Origin of the sequence: Rahnella laticis (assembly GCF_015644585.1) — a bacterium.
GTDB classification, from domain to species: Bacteria; Pseudomonadota; Gammaproteobacteria; order Enterobacterales; family Enterobacteriaceae; genus Rahnella; species Rahnella laticis.
On record NZ_JADOBI010000001.1, the window covers coordinates 1 to 15196 of the forward strand.

The window sequence follows — 15196 nt, forward strand, 5'->3', positions numbered from 1 at the left end:
CAGTCAGAAGGGCGTCACGGCGTTTGATAAGTGACTTCAGCTCTCGAATTTCTGGCGGTGGTGCTATCCATGCTGTTGGTTTTTTAAGTTCACCGTAGCGTGCGAGTACGAAGGCATCAACAGTGTCTGTTTTTGTTAAAATGCCCATGCCTTTAGCAAACTCACGGATACGATATGGGTTAACAATAGAGAGGTGAATGCCTGCGTCGTACAGGCTATTACAGAGGATTTCGTGATAAGTGCCGGTAGATTCCAGAGTGATTCTGATATCCTCGAACGAGCACTTTTGTTTACCCAACCAGTCGACGATAGCACTGGCAGAGTTATGGTTATTATCAATAATTTTCGTCTTACGCTTAAGTTTTTCATCAGCGTCACGGATCAATAAACAGATATCTAATTTCTTCTTACTAATATCAATTCCAACATAATGCATGGGGGGCTCCTTTCACATAAACCATCACGCCTATTCGCCTTGTATATACAGAGTCAGAGCTCTTGGTAACCGTCCAATTTCAATGCTGGCGTGAAAGGTGAAACAGAGGGCTTTTACTTAGGTCCAGGATTTTCTCATGAGGCTCGAATCAGGCTCACTCTGTTTCATGTAATGGTAGCTAACCACTACGAAAAACAAGATACAAGGCTCTAGCACCGAGAGAAGGCACCGCGCAGCGGCAGGGTTTTGCGCCACGCGCCCAAGCCTCAGAACATGTCCATCGGCCCAGCGACAGCGCGTAGTGATAAAACGCGGGAGTCCAGAGGGAGAAGGTTTATTCTCCCTCTGGTCGGTGTGGGCCGATGCCCACGACCTTGATTTTGAATTAGAATTTAAACCGGAAGCCAGTCAGCAGCCCGCTAAAATTCAACTTCAATATCCCCCACCGGCAGGCAGCAGCAGGGAAGGACATCGCCTTCCGCCACAAACGCCAGGGGTTTCTCACTGTACTCAACCGTCCCGCGAACGAGCTTCATGCGACATGATCCGCAATAACCTTCCCGGCACTGGTATTCCACTTCAACCTGATGATGCTCAAACACTTCCAGCAAATTCCGGTGGCCGGATTTGCAGGCCAGTTGCTGGCCGGTTGCTGAAAGTGTGATCGTCCTGTCCGTCATTTAAAGCTCGAAATCACTCAAATCGTCGGCGTGAACTTCAGAGTCAATCTGGCCGACCAGATAGGAGCTGACTTCCACTTCCTGCGGCGCAACCTGCACGTTGTCAGAAACCAGCCACGCGTTGATCCATGGGATCGGGTTAGAGCGGGTTTTGAACGGTGCGCTCAGGCCCACGGCCTGCATGCGGATGTTGGTGATGTATTCCACGTACTGGCACAAAATGTCTTTGTTCAAACCAATCATGGAACCGTCTTTGAACAGATATTCCGCCCAGTCTTTTTCCTGTTGCGCAGCCAGTACGAACAGGTCATGGCATTCCTGCTCACACTCTTTGGCGATTTCCACCATTTCCGGGTCGTCCTGACCTGAACGCAGCAGGTTCAGGGCGTGCTGAGTGCCGGTCAGATGCAGCGCTTCGTCGCGGGCGATCATCTTGATGATTTTCGCATTCCCTTCCATCAGTTCGCGCTCAGCAAAGGCAAACGAACAGGCGAAGCTGACGTAGAAACGCACGGCTTCCAGCGCGTTAACGCTCATCAGGCAGATGTAGAGTTTCTTCTTCAGTTCACGCAGGTTTACCACCACGGTTTTGCCATTCACCTGATGTGTGCCTTCGCCCAGCAGGTGATAGTAACTGGTCATTTCGATCAGCGTGTCGTAGTAACCGGAGATGTCTTTCGCGCGCTTGAGGATTTCTTCGTTGGTCACGATATCGTCAAACACAATCGCCGGATCGTTCACGATGTTACGGATGATGTGCGTGTAAGAACGAGAGTGAATCGTTTCTGAAAACGCCCAGGTTTCGACCCAGGTTTCCAGCTCTGGAATGGAAATCAGCGGTAACAGCGCAACGTTCGGGCTGCGTCCCTGAATGGAATCGAGCAGAGTCTGGTATTTCAGGTTGCTCAGGAAGATGTGTTTTTCGTGATCCGGCAAGGCCTGAAAATCGATACGGTCGCGGGAAACATCAATCTCTTCAGGGCGCCAGAAGAAGGACAGCTGCTTTTCGATCAGCTTCTCAAAGATCTCATGTTTCTGCTGGTCGAAACGGGCAACGTTGACTGACTGGCCGAAAAACATCGGTTCCAGCAATTGGTTATTTTTGTTCTGAGAGAAAGTGCTATAAGCCATATTGTCCTCGGACAAAAGCCCCGTTTAAGGGGCTTTATTTAAAATGATAAATCAAAACAGACGATTAGATTTTGCAGGCACCGCTTTCGCAGTCGTCAGCCACTTCAGCCTTCATATCTTCCTGCACATCGTCAGCACCGTCGCGGGTGTTCTGATAGTACAGCGTTTTTACGCCGAATTTGTAGGCCGTGAGCAGGTCTTTCAACAACTGTTTCATCGGCACTTTGCTGTTCGGGAAGCGCGACGGGTCGTAGTTAGTATTCGACGAAATCGCCTGGTCGATGAATTTCTGCATCACGCCAACCAGTTGCAGATAACCGTCGTTGTTTGGCATGTCCCACAGTAATTCGTACTGATCTTTCAGACGCTCATACTCAGGCACAACCTGGCGCAGGATGCCGTCTTTCGACGCTTTAATGCTGATGTGGCCGCGCGGTGGCTCGATGCCGTTGGTAGCATTGGAGATCTGCGAAGACGTCTCGGAAGGCATCAGCGCGGACAGCGTGGAGTTACGCAGGCCGTGGGTTTTGATGCTTTCGCGCAGGGAATCCCAGTCCAGATGCAGCGGCTCGTCGCAAATTGCATCCAGATCTTTCTTGTACGTATCGACCGGCATGATGCCTTGCGAGTAAGTGGTTTCGTTGAACCACTGGCATGCGCCTTGTTCTTTCGCCAGTTCGTTGGAGGCTTTCAGCAGGTAATACTGAATGGCTTCGAACGTTTTGTGCGTCAGGTTGTTGGCGCTGCCGTCAGAATAACGCACGCCATTTTTCGCCAGATAGTACGCGTAGTTGATCACGCCGATACCCAGAGTACGGCGGCCCATCGCACCGCGTTTTGCGGCCTTGATCGGGTAATCCTGATAATCGAGCAGGGCGTCGAGTGCGCGAACGGCCAGAACCGCCAGCTCTTCCAGATCGTCGAGGCTTTCAATTGCGCCGAGGTTAAAGGCAGACAGCGTACACAGCGCAATCTCGCCGTTTTCGTCGTTCACGTCGTCCAGCGGTTTGGTTGGCAGCGCGATTTCCAGACACAGGTTGGACTGGCGAACGGGCGCGATAGCCGGATCAAACGGGCTGTGAGTGTTGCAATGGTCAACGTGCTGAATGTAGATACGGCCGGTAGAAGCACGTTCCTGCATCATCAGTGAGAACAGCTCAACCGCTTTCACTTTCTGCTTACGGATGCTGCTGTCTTGCTCGTATTTCTCATACAGACGCTCGAATTCGTCCTGATCGGCAAAGAACGCATCGTACAGGCCAGGCACGTCGGACGGGCTGAACAGCGTGATATCGCCGCCTTTCACCAGACGCTGATACATCAGTTTGTTGATCTGCACGCCATAGTCCATATGACGGACGCGGTTGCCTTCAACACCACGGTTGTTTTTCAGCACCAGCAGGCTTTCTACTTCCAGATGCCACATCGGGTAGAACAAAGTCGCGGCGCCGCCGCGAACGCCGCCCTGAGAGCAGGACTTCACCGCAGTCTGGAAGTGTTTGTAGAACGGGATACAACCGGTGTGGAACGCTTCGCCGCCACGGATCGGGCTGCCCAGCGCACGGATGCGACCGGCGTTGATGCCGATACCGGCACGTTGGGAAACGTATTTCACGATGGCGCTGGACGTTGCGTTGATGGAATCCAGGCTGTCGCCACATTCAATCAGAACGCAGGAGCTGAACTGACGGGTCGGTGTGCGCACGCCAGACATGATCGGCGTAGGCAGGGAAATTTTGAACGTTGAAATTGCGTCGTAGAAACGTTTGATGTAGTCCAGACGGGTTTCACGCGGGTAGCCGGAGAACAGGCACGCGGCAACCAGAATATAGAGGAACTGTGCGCTCTCGTAGATATCGCCGGTCACACGGTTCTGGGCCAGGTATTTCCCTTCGAGCTGTTTGACAGCAGCGTAGGAGAAATTCATGTCGCGCCAGTGGTCAATAAAACTGTCCATCTGCTCGAACTCTTCAGCCGTGTAGTCTTCCAGCAGATGTTTGTCGTATTTACCCATTTCAACCATGCGGGTGACCTGAGCCAGCAGTTTTGGTGGTTCAAACTGGCCGTAGGCTTTTTTGCGCAGATGGAAGATCGCCAGACGGGCAGCCAGATATTGGTAATCCGGGGCATCTTTGGAGATTAGATCGGCAGCCGCTTTGATAATCGTTTCATGAATATCAGCGGTTTTAATCCCGTCATAGAACTGGATGTGTGAACGAAGTTCTACTTGAGAAACTGATACGTTTTGAAGACCTTCCGCTGCCCAGTCAATGACACGGTGGATTTTATCAAGGTTGATGCGTTCTGTGCGGCCATCACGTTTAGTAACAAGCAGACTTTGGTTCATTCGGGGTGATACCTCAAAGGTTTATACAGTGCCTGACCTGGCCGTGAAAACACGCGCGACAGCACAAAGAGTCCCTTGTGTGCTGGTCAGGATATAAACACAATATATTGTGGGTTTGTTATTTTCTGATGACAAGATAGTGACTGAATGGCCCTTTTGCAAGTGAACAAAATGGCCTGTTTTGTGGATAAGTTGGGGAGAAATTTTTGCCTCAAGCCTGAGGAGTCCGTCATTGCTGGCGCGACAAACCTGTCAATATCTGAGATACGATTTTCTTATATTTTTGCGAAAGGTGATCGACTGCCGGTTTATTAAACGTTAGAAAAAAACGCTATATTGATCTGGATAACTATTCTAAAAAAACATGTTGCGCCTGCCGGATGAACCAACGCCCTAAAAACTAAGGTTTAAGTGAAATTAAGAGCAGGGATGTTCGGGAAAACTCTGAAGATTTGAGCCCGGAACGCATCTTCCGGGCTTGACGTGGAGGTGATTTCGCGCACTCAGCTCGCGCTGTTATTTTCAGCCTGGGTATGAATCATGTAATTCACATCGACGTTTGGCCCGAGCTTGAAATGGTCGGTCAGCGGGTTGTAATGCAGCCCCATAATGTGGCGTTCAAACAGCGGTGTGCGGTCAATCATGTTCAGCAGCTCTGACGGCTTGATGAACTTTTTAATGTCATGCGTGCCCTTCGGCACCATCTTCAGCACATATTCTGCGCCAAAAATCGCCATCAGCCAGGCTTTGTTATTGCGGTTGATGGTGGAGAAGAAGACGTGGCCGCCGGGCTTCACCAGACGGGCGCAGGCCGCAACCACGGACGCCGGATCCGGCACGTGCTCAAGCATTTCCATACAGGTGACCACATCGTATTGCTGTGGATGGGTTTCGGCGTGCGCTTCAACCGTTTCCTGCACGTAAGTGACTTTCACACCGCTTTCCAGCGCATGCAGACGCGCGACCTGCAACGGCTCGCCGCCCATGTCCAGACCGGTCACTTCTGCGCCGGCCACCGCCATGCTTTCACTTAAAATTCCGCCGCCGCAGCCGACGTCGAGAACCTTCTTCCCGAACAGGCCGTCGGCGCGCTCAAGAATGTAGTTCAGGCGAAGTGGATTAATGCGGTGAAGGGGTTTGAATTCGCCTTCCAGATCCCACCAGCGCGAGGCGACGGCCTCAAACTTGGCGATTTCTTCATGGTCAATATTCTGTGGCTTAGAGGCCGGTGTGGTTGTCATGAGCGTGATGAACTCCTTATATCCAGATGAGCGGATTATACATATTCCGTCCGGTTTGGTTCAGTTTTGTCGCCGCTGGCTAATCTTTGTACGAATTCACGCGCTTTGCGCAAAGGTTTGAATCATGTTGGATAATACTGCGCAAAAGGGGGAGGTTGTTTTCCACGTTTGGCTGGTTTGTGGTATAGTTTTACACCTTTGCGCTATATATGCCTACGTGGGCAGCGGCCATGAATAATCAGTAGAGGGATAGCAGCTCCATGAGCGACCTTGCCAGAGAAATCACACCGATTAACATCGAAGAAGAGCTGAAAAACTCTTACCTGGATTATGCGATGTCCGTCATTGTCGGACGTGCGCTCCCAGATGTGCGAGATGGTTTGAAACCGGTGCACCGCCGCGTACTTTTCGCAATGAATGTCCTCGGTAACGACTGGAATAAAGCCTACAAAAAATCGGCCCGTGTGGTCGGTGACGTTATCGGTAAATATCACCCGCACGGTGATACTGCTGTTTATGACACCATCGTTCGTATGGCTCAGCCTTTCTCACTTCGCTATATGCTGGTGGACGGGCAGGGTAACTTCGGTTCGGTGGATGGCGATTCCGCCGCCGCCATGCGTTATACCGAAATCCGCATGTCAAAAATTGCACACGAATTGCTGGCAGACTTAGAAAAAGAAACTGTCGATTTCGTGCCAAACTATGACGGCACCGAACAAATTCCTGCGGTAATGCCAACGCGTATTCCTAACCTGCTGGTTAACGGCTCGTCAGGTATCGCGGTCGGTATGGCGACCAATATTCCGCCGCATAACCTCACAGAAGTGATCAACGGCTGTCTGGCGTACATCGAAGATGAAAACATCAGCATTGAAGGGCTGATGGAACACATCCCGGGGCCTGACTTCCCGACGGCGGCGATCATCAATGGTCGTCGTGGTATCGAAGAAGCTTACCGTACCGGCCGTGGCAAAATCTCCATCCGTGCCCGCGCTGAAGTGGAAGCGGACGCCAAAACCGGTCGCGAAACCATCATTGTTCACGAGATCCCGTATCAGGTGAACAAAGCCCGTCTGATCGAAAAGATCGCCGAGCTGGTGAAAGAAAAACGTGTCGAAGGCATCAGCGCTCTGCGTGATGAGTCCGACAAAGACGGTATGCGTATCGTCATCGAAATCAAACGCGACGCCGTCGGTGAAGTGGTTCTGAACAACCTCTATTCACTGACTCAGTTACAGACCTCTTTCGGCATCAACATGGTGGCATTGCACCAGGGTCAGCCGAAGATTCTCGGTCTGAAAGAAATCCTGTCTGCGTTTGTTCGTCACCGCCGCGAAGTCGTGACGCGCCGTACTATTTTCGAACTGCGTAAAGCCCGTGACCGTGCGCATATCCTTGAAGCACTGGCGATCGCGCTGGCAAACATCGATCCTATTATCGAACTGATCCGTGCTGCACAATCTCCGGCTGAAGCGAAAGCGGGCCTGATTGCGCGTTCATGGGATCTGGGTAACGTTGCTGCGATGCTGGCAAGCGCCGGTGATGATGCGGCCCGTCCTGAATGGCTGGAACCTGAGTTTGGTATTCACGACGGAAAATACTTCCTGACTGAACAGCAGGCACAGGCGATTCTGGATCTGCGTTTGCAGAAACTGACCGGCCTTGAGCACGAAAAACTGCTGGATGAATACAAAGAGCTGCTGGTTCAAATCGCCGAGCTTTTGTACATCCTTAACAACCCTGACCGTCTGATGGAAGTCATTCGTGAAGAACTGGAAGCGATCCGCGATCAGTATAACGATCCGCGTCGCACCGAAATTACGGCGAACTCTTCTGACATCAACATCGAAGACCTGATCAATCAGGAAGACGTTGTGGTGACATTGTCGCATCAGGGTTATGTGAAATATCAGCCTCTGACCGACTATGAAGCGCAGCGTCGCGGTGGTAAAGGCAAGTCAGCCGCACGTATTAAAGAAGAAGACTTTATCGACCGTCTGCTGGTGGCTAACACCCATGACACCATTCTGATGTTCTCAAGTCGCGGACGTCTGTACTGGATGAAAGTCTATCAGTTGCCGGAAGCCAGCCGCGGTGCCCGTGGCCGTCCGATCGTCAACTTACTGCCGCTTGAGCCAAACGAACGTATTACTGCCATTCTGCCAGTACGCGAGTACGAAGAAGGCCGTCATGTGTTCATGGCCACCGCCAGCGGTACCGTGAAGAAAACTGCTCTGACCGATTTCAGCCGTCCGCGCAGCGCCGGCATCATCGCTATCAACCTGAACGAGGGTGATGAGCTGATTGGTGTTGACCTGACTGACGGTAAAGATGAAGTCATGCTGTTCTCTGCGGCCGGTAAAGTGGTGCGCTTCTCTGAAGAAGCCGTCCGCTCGATGGGCCGTACGGCGACCGGTGTTCGCGGTATCCGTCTGGGTGAAGGCGACAGCGTTGTGTCCCTGATTATCCCACGCGGCGACGGTTGTATTCTGACTGTGACGCAAAACGGCTTCGGTAAACGTACTGAGTCCACCGAATATCCAACCAAATCCCGCGCAACGCAGGGCGTTATCTCAATCAAAGTGAGCGAGCGTAACGGACCGGTTGTTGGCGCGATTCAGGTAGATGAAGCGGATCAGATCATGATGATCACCGACGCCGGTACGCTGGTGCGTACCCGTGTTTCTGAAGTGAGCACCGTAGGCCGTAACACCCAGGGTGTGACGCTTATCCGTACCGCAGAAGAAGAACACGTCGTCGGTCTGCAACGTGTTGCAGAGCCGGTGGAAGACGAAGAACTGGATGGCGTAGCCACTGAAGCGGGCGAACTGGAAGCGGCACAAGCAGCCGATTTGCCGGACGACGCAGAAGGTGAAGACGATCAGCCAGCAGACGACGAAGAAGAATAAGTTTTCTTAGTCGGATAAATGAAGGGCATAACTTTGGTTATGCCCTTTTTTTATTTAATTTATCATGAATATTAATACCTATTCACTGATGTAATGATGTGAAGTCAAAATATATGCTTTGCTTTTGTCATGATGTTACTATTTTTATGGTCAATACTGTTATTTTAAAAATACGATAATTAACCTCGTGAAAAATATTGATTCCTTCTATTCTTATCTTTGTTAAGTCTGAGGTCAGTTGCGTCTTATTTAAAACAAGATGAAAATTAAAGGATGTATTTAAAATGGAATTCCGAAATCTGACGCCCTTTGCGGCGATGCAGTTCAAAATGCTCGATCTGGAAGATAATGAAATTTATGTGGTGGTAATGAAGGCGGGTTACCAGCTGGAGCCTGATGACAGCGGAGGTTATCGTGTGAGGATTTGCGACGATGATTCAGTCAGTCTCAGTGTTCAGGATGAGTATTTAGGAAAAATAAATACCTCTTCGGTTATACAAGAAAGCGATCTTGCTCCGTATAAACCCGCCTGCGATATCATTGTTACCGGAAGTGCTTGCGCAGATAACTGTTCCCCGGTATTAAAACAGAACGTTAGTGTGACCATTAATAACGTATCCGGTGATTCTATTTTAGAAAAGAAATTAACTGTCTATGGAAAACGGGATTTCTTAAAAAATAAAATCACCAAGCAATGGTCACTGACAGAACCCGAGCCGTATATCCGTCAGCCTATTATTTGGGAGGCGGCATTTGGCGGTGAATGCCGAATGAATAAATCAGATGAGGGGGCTGATTCCATTCCAAAAGCCGATCAACTGACCGATATCCAGAAAGCCAGCCATCCCGATTCAGAAAATTTACCGCTCGCTCACAGCGTTTGCGAGAACAACCCGCTCGGTAAAGGATTTATCACGCCATGGTACGCACACGCGACACAAGCTGACCGTTATCCTGCACCGCAGATTACCGATCCGCATTATCCATTGACGAGTGAGGATTTTGCATCGCTGATCGCCGGCCGCGCAGACTTAACGGCAAAACAGTTTCAGCCTGCCGGATTCGGATTTACCGGGCGCGCCTGGCTGCCGCGACGTCTGAAAGCAGGAACCTATGACGAGGAATGGCTGAAAAACCGGCATCCGGGCCTGCCTGAGGATTTTGATTTTAACTACTGGAATGCGGCTCCCGCAGACCAGCAAATCCCCTATCCGCAACTTTCACTCTCTGTAGCTTTACAAGGTTTTTCCCCGGATGGCGGGATACGGTTTTCACTTCCGGCTCATGAAGCGTTCGTGCTGTTGCGTATGGACGACGGCACGCTCCTTCCCCGCCAGATGAACCTCGACACACTGCATATTGATACCAACAGCCTTAACGTCACCGTGTGCTGGCGCTTTCTGCTGCCTGCCTCCGTGCCGGTTCGGGTGATCGAAGCCCGCTACGAAACGGAGCCGGAGAAACTGCTGGAGAAACTGTTCGGCTTTTCTATGCCGAAACCCATTACAAACACGGAGGAACCCGCTCATGGCTGAGAACTACATGGCGCGTAAGGACGGACTGTGGACAGTCGTTTGTCTGTCGCCCGACGTCTGTAAAACCCCGATGGGGCCTGCCACGCCGCCGGTGCCTTATCAGGTGACGGCAAACCTCGGCAATGCGGTGCAGGAAGTGAAAAAGGTAAAAGTCAATGGCTGCCCGGTGGTCGTTCTCAATCAAAGTTTTATCCCGAATACGCAAGGCGATGAGCCTGGCGTTGCCAAAGGCGTGCAAAGCGGGACGGTCGGCGCGAAATGTGAGCCGATGGAACACAGCAAAACGGTACGTGTAGGTGGGAAACCCATATTGCGCCACGGCGATAAATTCTGGATGAACGAAAAAAACACCACTGGCGTCATTGTCGGGCAGCCGCCGGAGATGAATATTTCTTTGAAGGAAATCAGTTCAGCAGCCAGCCCTGAAACCGATGAAGAAAATGAACCCGACGGAAAAAATGATGGGAAGCTGCCTGACAGTGCTTGGTATGGCGCTTTTCTGGCTGCCGGTGCTATGCGAAATGGTAGTCCGGAATCTTATGAAGTCATTGCCGGATCAGCGGGTCCGGATGCGTTGCGCGGGTTTCGTACGGCGATGGAGAATCAGTATGTTTTCATGGCAGCCGCCATCGTTATTGGTGGTGCTATCAGCGAAAAACAAAAGAAACAGCAAGGCAAAGGTTCAATAATACCCTGGGAAGACTCAATGCCTTCCGCCAATGCCTATCCTCCACGGCCTGCTAATTTAGGCGGCGGCGGAAAAGTCAAATTCCGCACGGAAGGCAACGGCAAAGCGTCCACCAGCAAGCATGGCGAGCCGACGGTTTCCGACAATAAGGAAGGTAACTTCGGCGGCACCTGTAGCGTGAAAGGTGATCCGGTTGACATCGCGACCGGCGATTTCCTGCAAAACCTGCAAGTCATCGACCTGCCCGGTACGCTGCCGCTGACACTCAACCGAACCTACCGCTCCCGATCCCACGCTTCGGGTATTTTCGGCGCTAAGTGGGCCGATAACTGGTCGCATTCTTTACGGCTTGATGACCGGGAAATCCACTTCACCACAGAGGAAGGTTCCACCCTCAGCTACTATTCCGCCGCTGATAAAGACAACGTGGACGGGATTAATCTTCATCAGGCACACCTTCATCTGTACGGCAACCGCAGCGGCACGCTGTTTATCTTTAATCGCCATACTCAGCAAACGCTGTGCTTTGACGCACAGTCTGGCCCGCGCCGCCGGCTGACTTCCCTGCGCGACCGTGCCGGTAATCATATCGACTTTATTTATCAAAATGATCGTCTGGTTGCGCTCACGCACAGTGACGGTTACCGCGTTGAGCTTAGCTGGCAAGAGGGGCAACTGATCACTATTGCGCGTGTCGATAAGCAACAACGCCAGTGGTTAGCCCAATGTACTTACAACAACTCAGGCAGATTGGGTGAGTGCAAAACCTTCCAGTTCACGCATCTTTATCACGAATATGACGCCAGTGGTTTCATGACCCGCTGGAAAGACACAGATAAAACGGACGTGAGCATCCGCTATGATGCCAAAGGTCGCGTGACGGGCACGCTGGCAGAAGGCGGTTACTATCGCGACAGTTATCTCTACGATGACGTCAACCGCGTGACGACCTGCCTCGATGGCGAAGGTGGCCGGACGGTTTGCGAATACAACGTTTTCGGGCTGGTGACACGGGAAACGGACCCGCTTGGCCGCATCACGCTGACGCGCTGGGATCGCGGGAACAAAGTGTCACACACCGATGCCCTCGGGTGGGAAACCCGCTACAGCTATAACCCGCACGGGCAGATAATCCGCGTTCAACGTACCGGCGGCGACGTGACGCGCTATCAGTACGATGAGCACGGGCAGGTCGTTAAACTGATTCAACCCGACGGCGGCGAATGGCAGTTCACCCGCAACATGCAGGGAAAAATGCTCAGTCGAACCGATCCGCAGGGGCAGGTTCAGCGTTTTGAATATACCCCGCAGGGGCTGCTGACTGCCGATATCCGGCCGGATGGCGCTGAGCATCGCTACGTCTGGAATGCGTATTACCAGCTGAGCCAGGCGATTGCGCCGGATGCTGCTGCGACCCACTACACGCAGGACCATTTTGGTCGCCTGCAAAGTGTTACCGATCCGCAGGGGCAGATAACCCGCTATACACAGAGTGATCAGCACGCCGGGCAACAAGGCAGTGTAACGGCCATCCATCTGCCCGATGGCGTAACGCAAAAGATGCGCTACGACAGTGAAAAACGCCCTGCGACCCTGACCGATGGGGAGGGTAAAACCACTTGTTACACCTACGGTGCGTTCGACCTGCTGTCGGTGCAAACACGGCCCGATGGCCAGAAACTCCACTTTGGCTACGATTCGCTGACCCGGCTGAATCAGGTCACGAATGCCAGTGGAGAAACCTATCACTACGGGCGTGACGCTGCCGGGCAAGTGATCAGTGAAACAGACTTTACCGGCCGCGTGACGCAGTACAACTACGACGCTGCCGGAAGGCGGATTCTGGCGCGGTATGCTGACCAGCGTGAAGTCCGCTGGCACTGGTCGGTCCGTGATGAGTTGCTGCGCGAGGAGGTCTGGCAGGAAGAAGCGACGCAGTGCACGCTGCTCTCCACCACGGCCTATGAATACGATGTCCAAGGGAGGATGACGCGGGCGCAAAACGACGATGCAGTGGTTGAGTTTGAATACGACGCCAGCGGGCATCTTGTGTGCGAGCGTATTAATGGCCGCGAAGTGGTTCACGAGTGGAATGAGCATTCTCACAGGGCAATGTTCCGCAGAAACGGTGCGCAGGCGTTGTCGTTTGACTACGACATCAGCGGCAGACTGACACAACTGCGGGCAGATGATCTCACTCCGCTGGAAATGGAACACGACCTTCTCGGGCGTGAAACCCGGCGGCACAGCGCCGCCGGATTTGCTCAGGCGCAAGGTTTTTCACCGACAGGGATGCTGCTGGAGCAAAGCGCAGGACGCGAGCCGGCAGTGAACCGCCGCTGGGCGTACGACGGCGCATACAACGTCCGGCGCATCGACGATACCCGCTGGGGAGCGTCTCATTATCACTACAACAGTAACGACCAGATAATCCACGCGGAACAAACTGGTGTACACCCACTGCTGGAGCTTTTCAGTTACGACGACAACCTGAACATCACCAGCAACGGATGGCGTACGGGGGAAAATGACGGTATCCCTGAACGGGTCAGTCAGGTGCAACCCGCCGGGCGGGTGGTGCGGCGGGGAAATTGTGAATACCGCTATGATATCGCCGGACGGCTGGAAGAGAAAAAGACAGAAATACCCGGTTTCCGCCCGCAGGTCTGGCGTTACCGGTGGGACGCTTTTAATCAGATACGCGGGCTGATCACCCCCGAAGGTGAACGCTGGCAGTACGCCTGCGATGCCTTCGGCCGCCGGATCAGCAAACGGCGTGAAGGTGGCAACGGCAATAAACCCACAGGCTACGATTATTTATGGAGCGGCGACCAGCTTATCGAAGAAACGCCGGTCTATGCCGACGGCACCCCGGCGTATGGAGAAAGCATTCACTGGCTGTATGAACCCGGTGCCTTGACGCCTCTCGCACGCCGTGAAAAAGGTCAGCTGCATTATGTCGTCAGCGATCACATGGGCACGCCACGTGAGCTGTTGACAGAAAAAGGCGATGTGGCATGGGCCAGCAGACTAAGCACATGGGGTAAAGAAACCCGCTACCGTCTGGCAGTAAATGATGACCGCCCGACCTGCAACCTGCGGTTTGCCGGGCAATACGCCGACGAAGAATCCGGGTTGCATTACAACCGGCACCGTTACTATGATAGTGAAACGGGGCAATATCTGAGTCCGGACCCTATAGGGCTGGCGGGCGGATTTAATCCTTACGGATATGTGCATAATCCGCTGGCTTGGGTTGATCCGCTAGGGTTGGCTTGTTGTCCGCCTAAAGATGCAAGAAATCAAGTAAGGAAAGGCCAGGGACCAAAAGAAGTTACAAGAATTGATGCCCCAGAGGAAAGCGTTCCTGGTTCACAATGGCATGCACATGGTGAAAATGGCGGAGCAATTAATCAAAATGGTTCTATTCATGATGCAGATCCTAATTTTACCCGTAAGACATTAAAATGGCTTAAAGAACATGGTTGGGATATATAATGAAAAATTTTGAAGATGAATTTAACACCCTCATAAAAAAAGAGAAACTGAATGATTTATCTATTTATTTCAGTGACTATGAATCGTATGAGGAAATCCCACTATTCTCTCGTTATAAAAACATATCTTTCCTTAGTGAATTATCTTTTAATGAAAAAAATAAAATTTTAATTCGCAAAGGAATTGAACTCATTAGACATGTTAGTGAGGTATCTTTGAGTTATCTAAAGGAAGATGAAACGGAGGATTATTTTATCTGTTTATCTATAACGGATTGGGATTTTGATGATTATAAGGAAATAAACTGTTTATCCCCGCATATATATATATCCAGAAAAAAAGAATGGCTTTTATCTTGTTTAGAACTAACACAAAAAAACTCCATTGAGGAGAACCTTGTTAAGGAGTATTTAACCTTTTTAGACTTAAATAGCTGTGATGTGTATGTTTCAGGAAAATGCACCAATACTAATAGGGTGTATATATTAGAACAGCCTATTGACTGAGTTAGCATCAACCGGAAAGATCATCAGATCTTTCCGGCTCGTTTATCTAACCAGTCATTCCACGTAACACATTTTAATATTTTAATTAGATAAATTAACATCCCTAAATTGCTGGATAAGCAACACCTACTCATGCTTCAGGTTGTCCACTATGTCTCTATAAAGAATAACCACAATACAGTCGCTCGTTATTTTAACGGTGAAGTGTAAATCCGTCTAAAA

The 15196-nt window shown here is 51.3% G+C and carries 9 protein-coding genes; 4 read left to right on the plus strand and 5 right to left on the minus strand.

All coding sequences use genetic code 11. The features are described 5' to 3' along the window. The 5 genes from IV433_RS00005 to ubiG form a co-directional block, all read right to left on the minus strand. Positions 1-436: IS110 family transposase (locus tag IV433_RS00005; protein ID WP_195812945.1), on the minus strand; the 436-nt coding region annotated here is incomplete at its 3' end. Between the two features lie 419 nt (positions 437-855). Beyond that, the gene (yfaE, locus tag IV433_RS00010) at positions 856-1116 is read right to left on the minus strand and encodes a class I ribonucleotide reductase maintenance protein YfaE (RefSeq protein ID WP_195812944.1); all 261 of its coding nucleotides are present in this window, start codon (positions 1114-1116) and stop codon (positions 856-858) included. Further along, the gene (nrdB, locus tag IV433_RS00015; RefSeq protein ID WP_195812943.1) at positions 1117-2247 is read right to left on the minus strand and encodes a class Ia ribonucleoside-diphosphate reductase subunit beta; all 1131 of its coding nucleotides are present in this window, start codon (positions 2245-2247) and stop codon (positions 1117-1119) included. A gap of 64 nt (positions 2248-2311) precedes the next feature. Then, positions 2312-4594, minus strand: a complete 2283-nt coding sequence (nrdA, locus tag IV433_RS00020) for a class 1a ribonucleoside-diphosphate reductase subunit alpha (RefSeq protein WP_195812942.1) — start codon at positions 4592-4594, stop codon at positions 2312-2314. 503 nt (positions 4595-5097) lie between these two features. Then, a complete protein-coding gene (gene ubiG, locus IV433_RS00025) occupies positions 5098-5835 on the minus strand; it encodes a bifunctional 2-polyprenyl-6-hydroxyphenol methylase/3-demethylubiquinol 3-O-methyltransferase UbiG (protein ID WP_195812941.1) in 738 nt (245 codons plus the stop codon). 260 nt (positions 5836-6095) lie between these two features. On the opposite strand from ubiG, the gene gyrA reads away from it, so the two are divergent. From gyrA to IV433_RS00045, 4 genes are all read left to right on the plus strand, one after another. Then, entirely contained in the window at positions 6096-8747 is a 2652-nt protein-coding gene (gene gyrA / locus IV433_RS00030) for a DNA topoisomerase (ATP-hydrolyzing) subunit A (protein WP_195812940.1), read from the plus strand. Between the two features lie 284 nt (positions 8748-9031). Further along, a complete protein-coding gene (locus IV433_RS00035) occupies positions 9032-10282 on the plus strand; it encodes a DUF2169 family type VI secretion system accessory protein (RefSeq protein WP_195812939.1) in 1251 nt (416 codons plus the stop codon). Continuing rightward, entirely contained in the window at positions 10275-14468 is a 4194-nt protein-coding gene (locus IV433_RS00040) for a PAAR-like domain-containing protein (RefSeq protein ID WP_195812938.1), read from the plus strand. The genes IV433_RS00035 and IV433_RS00040 overlap by 8 nt, the downstream gene beginning before the upstream one ends. After that, complete coding sequence (locus tag IV433_RS00045) at positions 14468-14974, plus strand: Imm15 family immunity protein (RefSeq protein ID WP_195812937.1); 507 nt, start codon at positions 14468-14470, stop codon at positions 14972-14974. The genes IV433_RS00040 and IV433_RS00045 overlap by 1 nt, the downstream gene beginning before the upstream one ends. Positions 14975-15196 lie beyond the last annotated feature (222 nt).

What these genes read in the sequence shown, in the direction of transcription:
- yfaE (WP_195812944.1), bottom strand. Translation starts at nt 1,116, where the DNA reads ATGACGGACAGGACGATCACACTTTCAGCAACCGGCCAGCAACTGGCC.
- nrdB (WP_195812943.1), bottom strand. Translation starts at nt 2,247, where the DNA reads ATGGCTTATAGCACTTTCTCTCAGAACAAAAATAACCAATTGCTGGAA.
- nrdA (WP_195812942.1), bottom strand. Translation starts at nt 4,594, where the DNA reads ATGAACCAAAGTCTGCTTGTTACTAAACGTGATGGCCGCACAGAACGC.
- ubiG (WP_195812941.1), bottom strand. Translation starts at nt 5,835, where the DNA reads ATGACAACCACACCGGCCTCTAAGCCACAGAATATTGACCATGAAGAA.
- gyrA (WP_195812940.1), top strand. Translation starts at nt 6,096, where the DNA reads ATGAGCGACCTTGCCAGAGAAATCACACCGATTAACATCGAAGAAGAG.
- IV433_RS00035 (WP_195812939.1), top strand. Translation starts at nt 9,032, where the DNA reads ATGGAATTCCGAAATCTGACGCCCTTTGCGGCGATGCAGTTCAAAATG.
- IV433_RS00040 (WP_195812938.1), top strand. Translation starts at nt 10,275, where the DNA reads ATGGCTGAGAACTACATGGCGCGTAAGGACGGACTGTGGACAGTCGTT.
- IV433_RS00045 (WP_195812937.1), top strand. Translation starts at nt 14,468, where the DNA reads ATGAAAAATTTTGAAGATGAATTTAACACCCTCATAAAAAAAGAGAAA.